The sequence below is a fragment of the Streptomyces venezuelae genome, assembly GCF_008642315.1.
GTDB classification, from domain to species: Bacteria; Actinomycetota; Actinomycetes; order Streptomycetales; family Streptomycetaceae; genus Streptomyces; species Streptomyces venezuelae_D.
The window spans coordinates 5,363,340-5,379,160 of the sequence record NZ_CP029192.1; the positions used below are offsets into that span (position 1 = coordinate 5,363,340).

The 15,821-nt window shown below is 71.1% G+C and carries 16 protein-coding genes; 5 read left to right on the forward strand and 11 right to left on the reverse strand.

Translation table 11 applies throughout. From position 1 onward, the window contains the following. From DEJ48_RS23530 to DEJ48_RS23555, 6 genes are all read right to left on the reverse strand, one after another. A complete protein-coding gene (locus DEJ48_RS23530) occupies positions 1–375 on the reverse strand; it encodes a hypothetical protein (protein WP_055567693.1) in 375 nt (124 codons plus the stop codon). A 75-nt stretch (positions 376–450) separates the two neighbouring features. After that, positions 451–888: a roadblock/LC7 domain-containing protein gene (locus DEJ48_RS23535; protein WP_150218091.1), complete on the reverse strand. Its 438-nt coding sequence runs from the start codon at positions 886–888 to the stop codon at positions 451–453. Positions 889–925: 37 nt separating this feature from the next. Beyond that, positions 926–1,738: a transcriptional regulator gene (locus DEJ48_RS23540; RefSeq protein WP_150218092.1), complete on the reverse strand. Its 813-nt coding sequence runs from the start codon at positions 1,736–1,738 to the stop codon at positions 926–928. Continuing rightward, on the reverse strand, positions 1,735–2,172 hold the full coding sequence (locus DEJ48_RS23545; RefSeq protein WP_150218093.1) for a hypothetical protein: 438 nt from the start codon (positions 2,170–2,172) through the stop codon (positions 1,735–1,737). The genes DEJ48_RS23540 and DEJ48_RS23545 overlap by 4 nt, the downstream gene beginning before the upstream one ends. A 229-nt stretch (positions 2,173–2,401) precedes the next feature. Further along, positions 2,402–3,766, reverse strand: coding sequence for an APC family permease (locus tag DEJ48_RS23550; RefSeq protein ID WP_150218094.1), 1,365 nt, complete (start codon positions 3,764–3,766; stop codon positions 2,402–2,404). Between the two features lie 115 nt (positions 3,767–3,881). Further along, a complete protein-coding gene (locus DEJ48_RS23555; RefSeq protein ID WP_150218095.1) occupies positions 3,882–5,294 on the reverse strand; it encodes a diaminopimelate decarboxylase in 1,413 nt (470 codons plus the stop codon). 138 nt (positions 5,295–5,432) lie between these two features. On the opposite strand from DEJ48_RS23555, the gene hutU reads away from it, so the two are divergent. From hutU to hutI, 4 genes are all read left to right on the forward strand, one after another. Further along, entirely contained in the window at positions 5,433–7,094 is a 1,662-nt protein-coding gene (gene hutU / locus DEJ48_RS23560) for a urocanate hydratase (RefSeq protein ID WP_150218096.1), read from the forward strand. A gap of 98 nt (positions 7,095–7,192) precedes the next feature. Further along, entirely contained in the window at positions 7,193–8,401 is a 1,209-nt protein-coding gene (locus DEJ48_RS23565; protein WP_150221345.1) for an allantoate amidohydrolase, read from the forward strand. Then, positions 8,398–9,765 carry a formimidoylglutamate deiminase gene (locus DEJ48_RS23570; protein ID WP_150221346.1) on the forward strand — a complete coding sequence of 456 codons (1,368 nt, stop codon included), beginning with the start codon at positions 8,398–8,400 and terminating at the stop codon, positions 9,763–9,765. Before DEJ48_RS23565 ends, DEJ48_RS23570 begins: the two co-directional genes overlap by 4 nt. A gap of 218 nt (positions 9,766–9,983) precedes the next feature. Continuing rightward, on the forward strand, positions 9,984–11,156 hold the full coding sequence (gene hutI / locus DEJ48_RS23575; protein WP_150218097.1) for an imidazolonepropionase: 1,173 nt from the start codon (positions 9,984–9,986) through the stop codon (positions 11,154–11,156). Positions 11,157–11,193: 37 nt separating this feature from the next. Here the strand turns inward: hutI and DEJ48_RS23580 are convergent, their stop codons facing one another. Continuing rightward, positions 11,194–11,982, reverse strand: a complete 789-nt coding sequence (locus DEJ48_RS23580) for an SDR family NAD(P)-dependent oxidoreductase (protein WP_223832176.1) — start codon at positions 11,980–11,982, stop codon at positions 11,194–11,196. A gap of 87 nt (positions 11,983–12,069) precedes the next feature. On the opposite strand from DEJ48_RS23580, the gene DEJ48_RS23585 reads away from it, so the two are divergent. After that, positions 12,070–12,951, forward strand: coding sequence for a helix-turn-helix transcriptional regulator (locus DEJ48_RS23585; protein WP_150218098.1), 882 nt, complete (start codon positions 12,070–12,072; stop codon positions 12,949–12,951). 6 nt (positions 12,952–12,957) lie between these two features. On the opposite strand, the gene DEJ48_RS23590 is transcribed toward DEJ48_RS23585, so the two are convergent. The 4 genes from DEJ48_RS23590 to DEJ48_RS23605 all read right to left on the reverse strand — a co-directional run bounded on the left by DEJ48_RS23590 (position 12,958) and on the right by DEJ48_RS23605 (position 15,815). Further along, positions 12,958–13,557, reverse strand: coding sequence for a DUF6879 family protein (locus tag DEJ48_RS23590; protein WP_223832177.1), 600 nt, complete (start codon positions 13,555–13,557; stop codon positions 12,958–12,960). Positions 13,558–13,611: 54 nt separating this feature from the next. Continuing rightward, positions 13,612–13,821 carry a DUF397 domain-containing protein gene (locus tag DEJ48_RS23595; protein WP_150218099.1) on the reverse strand — a complete coding sequence of 70 codons (210 nt, stop codon included), beginning with the start codon at positions 13,819–13,821 and terminating at the stop codon, positions 13,612–13,614. A 34-nt stretch (positions 13,822–13,855) separates the two neighbouring features. Next, positions 13,856–15,028, reverse strand: a complete 1,173-nt coding sequence (locus DEJ48_RS23600; protein WP_150218100.1) for a protein-L-isoaspartate O-methyltransferase family protein — start codon at positions 15,026–15,028, stop codon at positions 13,856–13,858. 142 nt (positions 15,029–15,170) lie between these two features. Then, positions 15,171–15,815 (reverse strand): DUF5753 domain-containing protein, encoded by a 645-nt coding sequence (locus tag DEJ48_RS23605; RefSeq protein ID WP_150218101.1) that lies wholly within the window; start codon positions 15,813–15,815, stop codon positions 15,171–15,173. Between the last annotated feature and the right edge of the window lie 6 nt (positions 15,816–15,821).

Here is a 15,821-nt window from a genome sequence, read left to right on the forward strand (position 1 = left end):
TCAGACGTCCAGGCCGGTCTCGATGCGCTTGAGCTGATGGCGGGCCATCGCCAGGTTGGCGCGGTCCTTGTCGAGGGCCAGGTAGAGGAAGAGGCCGTTGTTGTTGCGCCCCTTCATCAGCCGGATGAGGTGGTACTGCGAGCCCAGCGAGATCAGGATGTCCTCGATCTCGTCCTTGAGCCCGAGCATCTCCATCGTGCGCAGCTTGGCGCGTACGACGTCCGTGTTGCCGGCCGCCGCCACCGACAGGTCCAGGTCCTTTCCGCCCCCGATCGTGCCGAGGGCCATTCCGCTCGTGTAGTCGACCAGAGCGGCGCCGATGACGCCCTCGATCGTGGTGGTCGCTTCCTTGAGTGCGGTCTCCGTGTCGGTCATGTTCTTGGTGCTTCCTTTCCGTCTGCCGGGCGTCCGCGGTGAGGGGGACGACGAGGATGTGGTGGGGGGCATGGGTCAGGTTTCCTCCGCTCGATCGACGGCGGCGTCGACCAGCTCTCCGATGAGCGCGCTGGAACGGCGGGCCTCCAGGTGCAGCCGCCCCACGTTGATGCGGGGCTCCGCGAGCAGCGTGAGCACGGCCGACGAACCGGCCGCGTACGTGGCCACGTAGCCCTGGTCGCCACGGATGATCAGTTCGCGGAAGCCGCCCTGATGGGTGGCGTCGGACAGCCGCAGCGCCACGCCGAGCGCCGCCGCCGTGAGCGCGCAGACGCCCTCGGCCTCCACGTCGGTGGCGTCCTGCGCCAGCAGGAGCCCGTCGACGCTGGCCGTCAGGGCGCCGCGCAGCTGGGGAATCCGGGTCCGCAGCCGTTTCAGTTCGCCGAGTACGTCGGCTTCGGCAGCCACCAGCTCTCTCCTCCCTGCGCGCCGCCAGGACGCGAAGAACTTCATGTGGTCGAGGTCCCGGCCCAGGGGGCGGCAGGGGGTTTCACAGCGCCTCCAGGGCGTCACGGACCCGGCGCAGGAGTGCGATGTCGGGATCGGCGCACTCCGTCGCGGCCGGGAGGGGGAGGGCGACGGCCACCGGCTCCCGCGCCGGTGGCCCCGGGACCTCCACGAGTCCGGCGGCCGCCAGCCGCCTGACCTCGATCAGGGTGTGGAACGAGGGCCTGCCGAGGGCCCAGGCGATGGCCGTCGGCGTACGGACGCCGTCCGCGAGCCGCAGCAGCGCACGCTGGCGCACGGTGACGGTCTGGCCGGGCGCGGGCCTGCGCGGCACGACCGGTGCGGTGTCGACCTCGGGGCGCGGCCAGATGCTGTCCAGGAGGGTCCGGCGCCGCAGCGTCTCGCGTTCCAGGGCGGCGGCGGGCACCGGGCGGACCCGGCCGAGCCAGTGCGCGACGCCGTAGCGGAACCGGGTGGGTCCGCTCGCCGCGCCGAGCACGAAGAACGCGGCGTCGAAGAGCGCGCCGAGGTGGCACATCTCCAGCTCGCCCGCGGTGACCCGGCCGCTGGCGACGAGTTCCCTGCCCACCTCGTGCCGGGTGCCGGCCGTGGAGAGGGCCTCCTGCCAGCCCTGCGCGGCGAGTGCGCCGCCGGCCGTGAGCAGGACGTCTATGCCGGGCGCCGCGGGGCTCTCGGCGTGCACGACGCGCCCGTCCACGAGGTAGAGGGTGCCCTGGGCGCGCAGGAAGGCGCCGGTGGCGCGCTCGGCGGCGAGCCGCGTCAGGAGGGGCGAGACGGCGGGCGCGCCGACGGCCCGCGGGACGGCGGCGGGTTCGGCGGCCCGCAGGGCGTTCATACCAGCACCAGCCGTTCGGCCAGGCTCCGCAGCCGTATCCGAGCCATGGCGAGGTTGCCGATGTGCCGGTCGAGCCAGAGGTAGAGGAAGACGCTGCTGTCGAAGGTCGTCTCCACGTAGCGGATCAGGTGGAAGCCGGACTGCGTGGTGAGCATGAGGTCCTCGACGGGGAGCCCCTTGCGGTCCGCACCGTCCGCACCTTCCGCCTCGTGACCGCTTCCGGCGTCGTCCGCGTCGTCGACCGGCGCGAACGCCTGGTACTCGGCGGCCGCGCGGGCCACCTCGGCGGTCTCGGCGGCGGTCGCTTCGTGGTCACCGTTGGGGGAGTCGCCGACCGAACCGAGCGCGAGGCCGCTGGTCCAGTCGACGATGGCGGCTCCACGGGCACCGGGCAGTGTCATGGCTTCGTACAGACACTCGTCGATTCCGGGCACGCTGCCTCCCCTTCCCCAGGTGGAACCGGGTGGTCCCCACCACCCGACCGGGCGGCTCACGCCACCCGGTGGAGAGGAAAGTACGCAGGGGAACCGGAGTTCGCGGTGAAAGGGCATATTCCGCGGGAATGCGTCCGAGCCCGACGGGACGCGTTCGGAGATGGCCCCGAACGGCCCATCGCTGACCGAATGCGCCGATCACCTGATCGATGCGTCCCCCGGGACGGTGTCAGTCCTCGTCGCGCGCGCGGAGTACCACCTTGTTCACGCCCCACAGGGCGACGCCGATCGCGATGAGGACACCGGCGCGGATGTAGACCTCCGCGGGGCGGTCCGCGAGGGGGCTCGCGAGGATCAGGGCCGTGACGGCGCCGAGCACCGGCAGGGCGGTCGGGGTGCGGAAGTGCTTGTGCTCGACGGGGTCGCGGCGCAGGACCAGGACCGCCACGTTGACCACCGCGAACACGCACAGGAGCAGGAACGCCGTGGTGTCGCCGAGGCCCTCGATCTCGCCCGTGGAGACCAGCCCGATGGCCAGGAGGGAGACGAAGACGATGCCGACGACGGGGGTGCGGCGCCCGGCCAGGACGCGGCCCATCGCGCGCGGCAGGATGCGTTCGTTGGCCATGCCGTAGCAGAGCCGCGAGGCCATCATGATGTTGATCAGCGCCGAGTTGGTGACCGCGAACAGGGCGATCAGGGCGAAGAGTTCGTGCGGGAAGTCGACGCCGCCCGCCTTCACGACCTCGAGCAGCGGGCCGCTCGACCCCTCCAGTGTCCCGGAGTCGACGAGGAGGGACGACACCAGCGCGACGAGGACGTAGATCGTGCCGGTGACCGCGACACCGATGAAGATCGCGCGCGGGAAGGTGCGCACCGGGTCCTTCGTCTCCTCGGCCATGTTCACCGAGTCCTCGAAGCCGACGAAGGCGAAGAAGCCGAGGGCCGTGGCGCCGAGCACGCCGGTCATCAGGGCGTATCCGCTGCCGTCGGACTCGAACTCGGTGAGGCGCGAGGCCTCGCCGTCCCCGTTCAGGACGGCGTACGCCCCGATCGCGAGGATGATCGCGAGACCGGTGAGCTCGACGAGCGTGAGCACCACGTTGGTCTTCACCGACTCCGACACGCCCCGCATGTTGAGCGCCGCGAGCAGCACGATGAAGGTGATGGCGATCAGGGTCGGCGGCAGCGCGTCGCCGGTGAGTTCGGCGAGGTAGTCACCGCTGAAGGCGCGGGCGGCGGCGCTCGCGGAGGCGAGCCCGGAGCACATCACCATGAAGGCGATGATGAAGGTGAGGAACGGTGCTTTGAACGCCTTCTGCGTGTAGAGCGCGGCACCGGCCGCCTTCGGGTACTTGCCGACCAGTTCGACGTACGACGCCGCGGTCAGGATCGCCACGACGAAGCCGATCGCGAACGGCAGCCAGAGCGCGCCGCCGACCTTCCCCGCGACCTTGCCGGTGGTGGCGTAGATGCCGGTGCCGAGGATGTCGCCGACCACGAAGAGGATCAGCAGCTTGGGGCCGATGGCCCGGTGCAGCGCGCCCTCTTCGGCGGGCGGTGATGCGGTGGTGGACGTGTCGGATGTCGTCACAGGTGCCTCCCCCGAGACCGAGTGCGGGTCGAGGGAGCTATTGCCCGTGATGCAGGTCACTATGCGGGAGTTGAGGAAGGTCAGAGGGTGTGGCCCCGGGGCGGCCGACGGGGCTTCACAGGTTCCGCAGCGCGTCCCGTTCCGTTCCGCCGCCGGCCTCCGCCACGATCTCGTCCAGCGTCTGCGGCTCGCGCACCACGGCGAAGCGCACGTCGTCGGCGTCGGCGGCGAACCCGTGCACACCGGGCCTGGCAAGGCTGTTGTACGAGTAGTGCTGGGCGAAATAGTAGGCGCCGGTGTCCAACGCGGCCACGTAGTCACCGGGTTCGAGCAGCGGCAGCGGGCGGTTCTCGGCGAGCAGGTCGCCCGCGAAGCAGGCCGGGCCCGCGACGTCCTGACCGACGGCGGGACCGCTCTTGGGCAGCCCCTTCGCGTCGAACGCGGCGATCCGCAGCGGCCACGACGCGGGCGCGTACACGGTCCTCGTCGCCACCTGCACGCCCGCGTGCGTCACGGCGATGGGCCGGCCCCCCGCCCGCTTCGCGTACTCGACGCGGGCCAGCACCGTGCCGTGCTTGGCGAGCAGCGAGCGGCCGAACTCGGTGACGATTCCGTACCGCCCGTCGAGCAGCCCCGGCACCCGGGACTTGAGGCGGCGCGCGTACTGCGCGTGGGTCGGGGTCTCGTCGTCCGAGCCGAAGTTGACCGGCAGGCCGCCGCCGATGTCGACGGTGTCCACCTGGTGCCGCCCGGCGCGTTCGTTGATCTCCTCCGCCAGTTCGTACGCGGCCGCCACGCCCCGCACCATCTTCTCCAGGGGCATGCCCTGCGACCCGGAGTGCGCGTGCAGGCGGGTCAGCCACGGCCGGTCGAGGAAGGCGCGGATCACCCACTCCCTGGCGTCCTCGTCGCGCAGCGGCACCCCGAACTTCGACGTGGCCGTCGCCGTCGAGAGGGCGTCGATCGCGCCGCCGCCGATCTGCGGGTTGACGCGGATGCCGATGGGGGAGCCGGTCAGTGCCGACCGGGTCATCGCGTCCAGACGGGCCAGTTCCTGCGGGTTGTCCGCGTTCACGGCGATGCCGAGCGCGAGGGCCTCGCGGAGTTCGGCGGGGGTCTTGGCGGGCGAGTCGAGGACGGTCGCGGTGGGCGGCATCCCGGCGGCCCGCGCCAGGGCCAGCTCGCCGGGGCTCGCCACCTCGGCGCCGATCCCCGCCGCGCGCAGCAGCCGCAGGACCGGCACGAGCGGGGTCGCCTTCACCGCGAAGGCGTGCAGGACGGGGGTGCCGGGCGGGACGACGGCCTCGAAGGCGGCGTGCAGGGCCGCGGCGCTCGCGCGGATGCCGGCGACGTCGAGGAGGCCCGCGACGGGGGCGGCGGGGCCGACGACGCCCTGCTCGACGGCCGCGCGGATGGCGCGGTCGCGGCGGGCGGCGGCGTCACTCCCAAGAGTGGAGGGTGCGGTGCTTCCGGGTGCCGCGTCCGCGCGGAGAACCGTGGTCTGGTCGTTGTCCTCGTCGTGGCCCATGTGATCCAGCCAATCACCCGCGACGGAACCCCGCTGGCGTACTCGTGCATTCGTTCGCTATTGACTAGCTCTATTCAGCCCACCAGGATGTGAATAACAAGCTCACAGCAGAGGTCACAGCTTCGAGGAGGCATCGCCATGTCAGGACCCCGCCCCGTACGGGCGCCGCGCGGTACGGAACTGAGCGCCCTGGGATGGCAGCAGGAAGCCGCCCTCCGCATGCTGCAGAACAACCTCGACCCCGAGGTCGCCGAGCACCCCGACAAGCTCGTCGTCTACGGCGGCACCGGCAAGGCGGCCCGCGACTGGCGCTCCTTCGACGCGATGGTCCGCACGCTCAAGACCCTGAAGCAGGACGAGACGATGCTCGTCCAGTCCGGCCGCCCCGTCGGCGTCATGCAGACCCACGAATGGGCCCCGCGCGTCCTCATCGCCAACTCCAACCTCGTCGGCGACTGGGCGAACTGGGAGGAGTTCCGCCGCCTGGAACAGCTCGGCCTCACCATGTACGGCCAGATGACGGCCGGCTCCTGGATCTACATCGGCACGCAGGGCATCCTCCAGGGCACGTACGAGACGTTCGCCGCGGTCGCCGCGAAGAAGTTCGACGGCACGCTCGCCGGAACCATCACCCTCACCGCCGGTCTCGGCGGCATGGGCGGCGCCCAGCCCCTCGCCGTCACGATGAACGACGGCGTCGCGATCTGTATCGACGTCGACCCGCGCGCCATCGAGCGCCGCATCGAGCACAAGTACCTGGACGTGCAGGCGGACTCCCTGGAGCACGCGCTCCAGCTGGCGGTCGAGGCCCGCGACGCCCGGCGCCCCCTCTCCATCGGCCTCCTCGGCAACGCGGCCGACCTGCTCCCGCGCATGCTCGCCGAGGGCGCCCCCATCGACATCGTCACGGACCAGACCTCGGCCCACGACCCGCTGTCGTACCTGCCGACGGGCGTCGACTTCGACGACATGCAGACGTACGCGACGAAGGACCCGGCGGGCTTCACCACCCGCGCGCGCGAGTCGATGGCCAAGCACGTCGAGGCCATGGTCGGCTTCATGGACGCGGGCGCCGAGGTCTTCGACTACGGCAACTCGATCCGCGGCGAGGCACAACTCGCGGGCTTCGACCGCGCGTTCGCGTTCCCCGGCTTCGTCCCCGCCTACATCCGCCCCCTCTTCTGCGAGGGCAAGGGCCCGTTCCGCTGGGCGGCGCTCTCCGGTGAGGCGTCCGACATCCACAAGACGGACAAGGCGCTCCTCGACCTCTTCCCGGAGAACGAATCCCTCCACCGCTGGATCAAGATGGCCGGCGAGCGCGTCCACTTCCAGGGCCTGCCCGCCCGCATCTGCTGGCTCGGCCAGGGCGAGCGCGACAAGGCGGGCGACATGTTCAACGACATGGTCGCCAACGGCACGCTCGCCGCGCCCCTCGCGATCGGCCGCGACCACCTGGACTGCGGTTCGGTGGCCTCCCCCTACCGCGAGACGGAGGCCATGCTCGACGGCTCCGACGCGATCGCCGACTGGCCGCTCCTCAACGCGATGGTGAACGTCGCCTCGGGCGCCTCCTGGGTCTCCATCCACCACGGCGGCGGCGTCGGCATGGGCCGCTCCATCCACGCGGGCCAGGTCTCGGTCGCCGACGGCACGAAGCTCGCCGGCGAGAAGATCCGCCGCGTTCTCACGAACGACCCGGGCATGGGCGTCATCCGGCACGTGGACGCGGGATACGACATCGCGGAGTCGGTGGCGGACGCGAAGGGTGTGCGGGTTCCCATGCGAGAGGGCGAGGCGTGAGTAATTCGGTGTCTCCGGGGCCAGATTCAGCCCCTCCGGCGTTCGAGGAGCGGGGTCCGGGGCGGAGCCCCGTGTCCTCCGCCCCGTCCTTCCAGGAGATGTGGCGGGACCTGGCTTCCATCGGCCGCGACGCTGACTCCGGTGGCTACAGGCGGTACGCCTGGACCCGCGCGGACGCGGACTGCCGAGCCTGGTTCAAGGCGCAGGCGGACACCCGCGGACTGACGTACGAACTGGACCGCAACGGCAACCAGTGGGCGTGGCTCGGCGATCCCGCGGCCGGTGACGCCGTCGTCACGGGCTCCCACCTGGACTCCGTCCCGGACGGCGGCGCGTTCGACGGCCCGCTGGGCGTGGTGTCCTCGTTCGCGGCCCTGGACGAACTCCGGGCACGCGGCGCGCAGTTGACCCGCCCCCTGGCGATCGTCAACTTCGGCGACGAGGAGGGCGCCCGCTTCGGCCTGGCCTGCGTGGGCTCCCGCCTCACCGCGGGACAGCTGACGGTCGAGGCCGCGCACCGGCTGACGGACGGCGACGGCGTGACGCTGCCGAGGGCGATGGAGGCGGCGGGCTACGACCCGTACGGCATCGGCCCCGACCCCGAACGCCTGGCCCGCATCGGCGCGTTCGTGGAGCTGCACGTGGAGCAGGGCCGCGCCCTCGACCTCTCCGGCGACCCGGTGGGCATCGCGTCCGCCATCTGGCCGCACGGCCGCTGGCGCTTCGACTTCCGGGGCGAGGCGAACCACGCGGGCACGACCCGGCTCGTCGACCGCCGCGACCCGATGCTGTCGTACGCGGAGACGGTCCTCGCCGCACGCCGGGAGGCCGAACTCGCGGGCGCGGTCGCCACCTTCGGCAAGATCTCGGTCGAGCCGAACGGCGTCAACGCGATCCCGTCGCTCGTACGCGGCTGGCTGGACTCGCGCGCGGCCGACCAGTCGACGCTGGACACGGTGGTGACGGGCATCGAGAAGGCGGCCCGCGAGTACGCGGAGCGGAACGGCATCGACCTGGACGTGGTCCGCGAGTCGTTCACACCGGTGGTCGAGTTCGAGGACGCGCTGCGGGACGAGCTGGGCAGGATCCTCGGCGCCCGCGCGGAGCAGCCGCGCCCGCTCCCCGTCCTCGGCACGGGCGCGGGCCACGACGCCGGCATTTTGTCGGGGTCGATCCCCACCGCCATGCTGTTCGTACGGAACCCCACGGGTGTCTCGCACTCCCCGGCCGAGTTCGCCGCCGAGGACGACTGCGTGGCCGGGGTGACCGCACTGGCCGACGTACTGGAAGGGCTGGCGTGCAGGTGACGACGGAGAGCTCGACGGGCACCACTTACTGGCTGGAGCATGCCTGGCTCGGCACGAACGTCGAGCCGGGCGTCGCGGTCGACGTGGAGGGCGACCGGATCACCGCCGTCCGCAAGGGCGTCGAGGCACCCCCGCCCGGGGCGACGGTCCTGCGCGGCCTGACGCTCCCGGGCCTCGCGAACGCCCACTCGCACGCCTTCCACCGCGCGCTGCGCGGCACCGTCCAGGTCGGTTCCGGCACGTTCTGGACGTGGCGCGAGGTCATGTACTCGGTGGCCGACCGCCTCACTCCCGACACGTACCACGCGCTGGCGCGAGCGGTGTACGCGGAGATGGCGCTGGCCGGCATCACGACGGTGGGCGAGTTCCACTACCTCCACCACGCACCCGGCGGCACGCCCTACACGGACCCGAACGCGATGGGCGAGGCGCTGATCCGGGCGGCGGCGGACGCGGGCGTACGCATCACGCTCCTGGACACGGCGTACGTGGCGTCGGGCCTCCTCGACGCGGACCGCGGCAAGGCGCCGGACCGCCACCAGCTGCGCTTCTCCGACGGTACGACGGAGGCGTGGGCGGAGCGGGCCTCGCTCCTCAAGGACCGCCCGCACGCCCGGATCGGTGCGGCGATCCACTCCGTGCGGGCGGTCCCGGCGCGGCAGCTGGCCACGGTGGCGCAGTGGTCGTCCGCCCGTACGGCCCCCCTGCACGTCCACCTCTCCGAGCAGACGGCGGAGAACGACGCGTGCATGTCGGCACACGGCTGCACGCCCACGCAACTCCTCGCGGACCACGGAGTCCTGGGCCCCCGCACGACGGGCATCCACAACACCCACCTCACGGAAGAGGACATCGCCCTGCTGGGCGGCTCCTCGACCGGCACCTGCATGTGCCCGACGACGGAACGCGACCTCGCGGACGGCATCGGCCCGGCGCTCCGCCTCCAGCGGGCGGGCAGCCCCCTCTCCCTGGGCAGCGACAGCCACGCGGTGATCGACATCCTGGAGGAGGCCCGCGCCATGGAGCTGAACGAACGCCTCCGCTCCCACACGCGCGGCCACTGGACGGCGGCGGCACTGCTCCGCGCGGCGACGGCGGACGGCCACGCGGCCCTGGGCTGGCCGGACGCGGGCGTCATCGAGCCGGGGGCTCTGGCGGACCTCACCACGATCGCCCTGGACTCGGTCCGCACGGCGGGCCCCGTCCCACGCCTGGCGGCGGAGACAGCGGTCTTCGCGGCGACGTCGGCGGACGTCCGCCACACGGTGGTGGGCGGCACCCACGTCGTACGCGACGGCGAACACGCGCTGGTCCCGGACGTACCGTCGGCGCTGACGGAGGCGGTGGGGGCGCTGAGAGATTGAAGCGTTTTCCCCGACCCCGCCCCTTCCCGAAACCGGGGCTCCGCCCCAGACCCCGCTCCTCAAACGCCGGAGGGGCTAAGAATTAGCCCGTCCGGCGATTGAGGACAGAGCCCGAAGGGCGATTCTGGGGTCCAGGGGGCGAAGCCTCCTGGTTTCGGGAAGGGGCGGGATCGGGGAAAGGACCTCGCCGGACCCCCACCCCCCCTGGAGCAGCAACCATGACCACCACCCTCATCACGAACATCGCATCCCTGGTCACCAACGACCCCGCGCAGGGAGACGGCACCCCCCTGGGCCTCCTGACGGACGCGGCCGTAGTCCTCGACGGCGACACGATCGCCTGGGTGGGCCCGACCTCCAAGGCCCCGTCGGCAGACGAGTCGTACGACGCCGCAGGCCGCGCCGCGATCCCCGGCTTCGTCGACTCCCACTCCCACCTCGTCTTCGCGGGCGACCGCACCCAGGAGTTCAACGCCCGCATGTCGGGCCGCGCGTACGAGGCGGGAGGCATCCGCACGACGGTGGCGGCGACGCGAGCGGCTACGGACGCCGCACTGGAGGCGAACCTCACCCACTACCTGGAAGAGGCCCTCCGCCAGGGCACGACCACGTTCGAGACGAAGTCGGGCTACGGCCTGAACACGGAGGACGAGTCCCGGGCCCTCCGCATCGCGGCGAAGCACACCGACGAGGTGACCTTCCTCGGCGCGCACATCGTCTCCCCGGACTACGCGGAGGACCCGGCGGCGTACGTGGACCTCGTCACCGGCGAGATGCTGGACGCCTGCGCCCCCCACGCCCGCTGGATCGACGTCTTCTGCGAGAAGGGCGCGTTCGACGGCGACCAGGCCCGCGCGATCCTGACGGCGGGCAAGGCGAAGGGCCTGCACCCGCGCATCCACGCGAACCAGCTGTCGTACGGTCCCGGGGTGCAGCTGGCCGTGGAACTGGACGCGGCATCGGCGGACCACTGCACGCACCTGACGGACGCGGACGTCGACGCGCTGGCGAACAGCTCGACGGTGGCAACCCTCCTCCCCGGTGCCGAGTTCTCGACCCGAGCCGAATGGCCCGACGCCCGCCGCCTCCTGGACGCGGGCGCCACCGTGGCCCTCTCCACGGACTGCAACCCCGGCTCGTCCTTCACGTCCTCCGTCCCCTTCTGCATCGCCCTGGCGGTGCGGGACATGGGCATGACCCCGGACGAGGCGATCTGGTCGGCGACGGCGGGCGGCGCGGCAGCCCTGCGCAGGACGGACGTGGGCCGGGTGACGGCAGGAGCGCGAGCGGACCTCGCCCTCCTGAACGCCCCGAGCCACGTCCACCTGGCGTACCGTCCGGGAGTCCCGCTGGTCGGCGAGGTGTGGCGCAAGGGCGTGCGGGTGGCATAAGGGCGTGCGGGTGGCGTAAGCCGGGCGGCCTGGGGGATCAGGCGGCCCACATCCCCCCATCGACCCGCAGCACCGTGCCGGTGACGTACGAGGCCCGGTCGCTCAGCAGCCAGGCGGCGGCCTGAGCGACCTCGTCCGGCTCGGCGGCACGCCCCAGCGGCGTCTGGGAGTTCAGGTGGTCGATGGTGCCGGGGGAGGAGTCGTCCCACTCACGGAGCATCTCGGTGAGCGTGGTGCCGGGCGCGATGGCGTTGACACGGATGCTCTCGGGCCCGTACGTGACGGCGGCGGACGCGGTGAGGCTGTTGACCGCCCGCTTCGTCGCCGCGTACGCGGGCAGCGCGGGGTTGGCCATGAGGCTCCCGACACTGGACGTGTTGACGATGGCGCCGCGCCCCGACGTGGCGCGGATGGCGGCCACCTCGGCGTTCATGGCGAGCCAGGTCCCCTTGAGGTTGACGCCGGTCACGCGATCGAAGTCGTCCTCCGACAACTCGTCCATGGGCCCGGGCGGCTGCCCGCTCGCCCCGTTGTTGAAGGCGACGTCGAGCCGCCCGTACACCTCGACGGCCCGCTCGACGGCACGGCGCACGCTGTCGCCGTCCCCGAGATCGCACACGACGTACTCGGCGACGCCCCCGACGTCCCGTATCCCCTCGACCACGCCCTTCAACTGCGCCTCGGTACGGGAGGCGAGGAGCACCCGGGCGCCCTCCCGGGCGAAGAGCCGGGCGGCGGCGGCACCGATGCCGCGCCCGGCGCCGGTGACGAGGGCGACCTTGCCGTCGAGCAGGCCGGCACTGCTGAAATTCGTCATGTCGTTCATACGGAGGAGCCTGCGCCGCCCTCCCGCCCTCATCCAGGCCCCACCAGTACCTGGCTGAGCTGCGACGACACCCGGCACACTGACCCGGTGAACCGACAAGAACGGGTACGAGAACGGGAACGCGCCCGCGAGCGGGAGCTGGCGGACTTCCTGCGCGGCAGGCGCGAACGCATCACGCCCGCCGACGTGGGCCTGCCCGCGGGCCCGCGCCGCCGCACGCCGGGCCTGCGCCGGGAGGAGGTGGCGCAGCTGGCGTACATCTCGACGGAGTACTACACGCGCCTGGAACAGGCCCGAGCCCCGCACCCGTCCCGCGAAGTCCTGACCCAACTGGCCCGCGCCCTGCGCCTGTCGGACCCGGAACGCGACCACCTCCACCACTTGGCAGGCGTCCCACCCGCCCCGCCTTCGGGCCCGTCGCGGGAGGTACGCCAGAGCATCGTCCAGCTCCTGGACCGACTCCCGGAGGCGGCGGCGGTGGTGCTGTCGGCGACGTACGAGGTCATAGCGTGGAACAACCTGGCGGCAGCCCTGATGGAGGACTTCTCCCTCCTGCCCCGCAGGGACCGCAACCTGGCCCGCCGCACGTTCCTGGGCCCGTGCGACCCGGAGCACTCCCTCTACGGGGTCTCCGACACGGCCGAGTTCTCCCGGACGATGGCCCAACATCTCCGCGCGACGGCGGCACGCTACCCGGACGACCCGGAGGTGACCTCGCTCGTGGAGGAACTCCGCACGTCCAGCCGCGAGTTCGCCGCCCTCTGGGCCACCCACGAGGTGGCGACCCGCCCCACCCTCTGCAAGACCTTCCAGCACCCCACGGTCGGCTTCGTCGCCGTGCACTGCGACGTCCTCGACATCACCGACCGCGACCAACGGGTCTTCATCTACACGGCGGCGCCGGGCTCGGAGGAGGCGATGCGGCTGTTGTCGGTGATCGGCACGCAGCGGATGGACGTGCCGGGTTGACGACGCTCAGCTCAGGTCACGCGTATACCGCTCGAAAGGCACGGCGTGCGCCAAGGCGAGGTCCCGCCAGGCGATATACCTGGCCAGGTCGGGATTCCGGATCAGCTCGCGACCGGCCTGCGTACCGTCGGGACGGTAATGCATATGCACGACCGTCGCCTCGTCGAACAGCCAGAAGTCCTGTTCGGGGAGTCCGGGGTTCGGCCGGTCCGTCACGTCGACGATCCGGTAGTCCTCCCCGGCCGCGACATTTCCCGGAACGCACCACTCGAAGAGATACCGGCTGTACGGCGTGAGGGGCCGGCGCACGACCTTCGCGCGCGTCATGGCCCGCCCGGCCGCCGCGTGATCACTGATCGTGCGGTGCCAGGACGCGTTGAAGTCGCGGGGTTTCTCGGCCCCGGCGAGGAACGCGCGGACCGTCTCGGCCTCGGCGGGCATGGTGTACGTCTGATGCACTTCGAGCCGGAAGGCGGAACGCTGGAAGTCGCGGAAGTACGACTGCCACGTATCGCCGTCCAACAGGACGGGGTCAGAGCGATCGACGGGCACGGAATTCCTCTTTCGTGATTCGTCCAGGGCCCCCAGCTCGGCGGGGCAGGTCATTCACGTACTTCCCGAAAGGCACGGCGTGGGCCGGGCCGCGCGCACCCAGGTGCTTCAGTGCCGCCGGTCCGCGACGGCGGCGACGAAGAGGGACCACACCATCGTCGGAAATACGAGGGTGGGGCCCTCCGTCCGCTTGGAGTCCCGGACGGGGACCACGCCGGGGAAGCCGTCGGCGACCTCCAGACAGAGGCCGCCGGATCCGTTGCTGTAGCTGCTGCTTCGCCACTGGGCGGCGCCGAAAACGTCTGTGTTGCGTGCCATTTGGTCGACCCTCCACTGCTTTCCGTGATCCTTCTCAGGAACTGCTGCTCCGGGTGGGAACGCCGTGGCCGACATGCAGTCGTGCTGCCGATCGGTCCAGCCAGAAGTGCTTGCCCTCCTCATCGCAGGTGAGCCCGAAGCGCGTGTAGTGCGGCTGCCCGGCGATGCGCCACGCGCTGTACGCGCTGACCAGCTCGCGCCAGAGGTTGCGGTGCCCGTAGACGGTCACCGCACCCGTCCGCCACCACTCGTCATAGTCGACGATCGCGACCGATGTCCCCTTCTCGTCCCAGAGCTGCACCTGCTTGTCCTCTCCCTCCCCGCGGTGGGAGAGGGACACATCCGGCACGTACAGCCCCATCACGAAGTCCTGATCCCATCCCCGGCCCAGGATCTCCTCGGGGTCGATGGGCGAGGCCTCCTTCCGGCTGTCGATGGGCGGAGCGAGCCGATGGACGGGGCGATGACTGCGTACCCACATGTACCAGGCCCCGCCGACGAACCGGCCCGACGCGGTGCTTCCATGAACCCGCAACCTCAGAAGCCCTCCACGGGCGTAGAGCGTGTTGAAGGGCGCCAGGATGACCGCGCCGTCGTTGCACTGCTCGCGCCATGGGCGGGGAATGCTCCGTACCGCCGCTGTCGAGACGACCCGGTCGTAGGGCGCGGTCGGCACCCACCCTTCCAGGCCGTCGCCGCAGACGGTCGTGGGTGTGTACCCGGCCCCTCGCAGGTTCTTGGCGCCACCCCCGGCCAAGACGGGATCCAGCTCGACCGTGGTCAGGTTCCCGCAGCCGATCCCCACGCCTTCGCTGAGCAGAGCGGAGTCGTAGCCTGATGCGGTGCCGATGTGCAGCACGTTGTGGCCTGGCTCGAGCGCGAGTTGGTTCAGCTTCTCGAAGACGATGTCCAGTGCGGAGAGCGAAGACGTGAAGTCTCCCTTGTACGGCCCTTGTTCCGCCGTGACACCGTCATCCATCTGCGTGATGAGTGAGCGATGGGTACTCCACACGGCCCGGCGCCACGCGTCCTCGTCGACCGCCCTGTCGATCACCAGCTGCCGGCCGTGGTCGTCCGTGTCGTACCCCCAGAACGCGTCAGGGGCGAAGGCCTCGCGGTCCACGGCATCGAAGGCCGCCCGAAGCCACGGGGACCGGAAGGCCCCCATGACGTCGAGCTCCCGGCGAGCGACTGCCCGGTAGTCCATCGCACCTACCTCCTCGGGCCACTGCCATCGGGACTCGGCGGCTCCGGCGGCGGCGTCCACGGCTTGTCGCTCGGCTCGCCCTTGTGTTTCCCCACGGCTCCTCCTGGTGATGTGGACGGATTCTGTAAATCAGAGGTCAGGCCTACGGGCCCAACGCCGCCAGTTCGGTGCGCACCAGCGCCTGTGCGTCCTCCCCATAGACCGCCGATCGCTCCAGAAGACCGAAGGCCTTCTCGTAGATCCGGACTTGGGCGTCGTCGGTGAGTGTCGGGGCTTCCCCGAACAGTTCGACCTCTACGCGCTGCCCGTCGAAGATCCCGAAGCTGTTGCCGGGAAACACGTGGAGCTGAGCGCGACTGGGGATGATCCCGAGCGTCACGCCGGGAAGCGCGAACGACTCCAGAAGTCGGTTGAGTTGTCCGCGCATCACACTGCTGCCGCCGATGTTGCAGCGAAGGGCCTGCTCGCCCAGCAGTGTCTTGTACGTCCGCCCGTCCTTGCCGAACAGCTCGGCGCGTGCCGTGCGGGCCTCGACGCCCGCCTCGATGTCCCGCGGCGTGTCGAGGAAATCGACGACGAGGGTCAACATCGCTCTCACGTACTCAGGGGTTTGAAGGTTTCCCCAGATCACGTCGGGGCAATAGTGCTTGGTTTCCTTGGTCTCCCTGACCAAGTCCAAGAACGCTTGCTGAGTCGGCCCCATACCTTCCTGATGAAGCTCATCCCAGGTTTTCGCACTGCCTTCCGGCGTTGGTCTCATGAGTACCTGCTCCGCTGGATCGATCACTCACGG

What these genes read in the sequence shown, in the direction of transcription:
- DEJ48_RS23530 (WP_055567693.1), bottom strand. Translation starts at nt 375, where the DNA reads ATGACCGACACGGAGACCGCACTCAAGGAAGCGACCACCACGATCGAG.
- DEJ48_RS23535 (WP_150218091.1), bottom strand. Translation starts at nt 888, where the DNA reads ATGAAGTTCTTCGCGTCCTGGCGGCGCGCAGGGAGGAGAGAGCTGGTG.
- DEJ48_RS23540 (WP_150218092.1), bottom strand. Translation starts at nt 1,738, where the DNA reads ATGAACGCCCTGCGGGCCGCCGAACCCGCCGCCGTCCCGCGGGCCGTC.
- DEJ48_RS23555 (WP_150218095.1), bottom strand. Translation starts at nt 5,294, where the DNA reads ATGGGCCACGACGAGGACAACGACCAGACCACGGTTCTCCGCGCGGAC.
- hutU (WP_150218096.1), top strand. Translation starts at nt 5,433, where the DNA reads ATGTCAGGACCCCGCCCCGTACGGGCGCCGCGCGGTACGGAACTGAGC.
- DEJ48_RS23565 (WP_150221345.1), top strand. Translation starts at nt 7,193, where the DNA reads ATGTGGCGGGACCTGGCTTCCATCGGCCGCGACGCTGACTCCGGTGGC.
- hutI (WP_150218097.1), top strand. Translation starts at nt 9,984, where the DNA reads ATGACCACCACCCTCATCACGAACATCGCATCCCTGGTCACCAACGAC.
- DEJ48_RS23580 (WP_223832176.1), bottom strand. Translation starts at nt 11,982, where the DNA reads ATGAACGACATGACGAATTTCAGCAGTGCCGGCCTGCTCGACGGCAAG.
- DEJ48_RS23590 (WP_223832177.1), bottom strand. Translation starts at nt 13,557, where the DNA reads ATGACCTGCCCCGCCGAGCTGGGGGCCCTGGACGAATCACGAAAGAGG.
- DEJ48_RS23595 (WP_150218099.1), bottom strand. Translation starts at nt 13,821, where the DNA reads ATGGCACGCAACACAGACGTTTTCGGCGCCGCCCAGTGGCGAAGCAGC.
- DEJ48_RS23600 (WP_150218100.1), bottom strand. Translation starts at nt 15,028, where the DNA reads ATGGACTACCGGGCAGTCGCTCGCCGGGAGCTCGACGTCATGGGGGCC.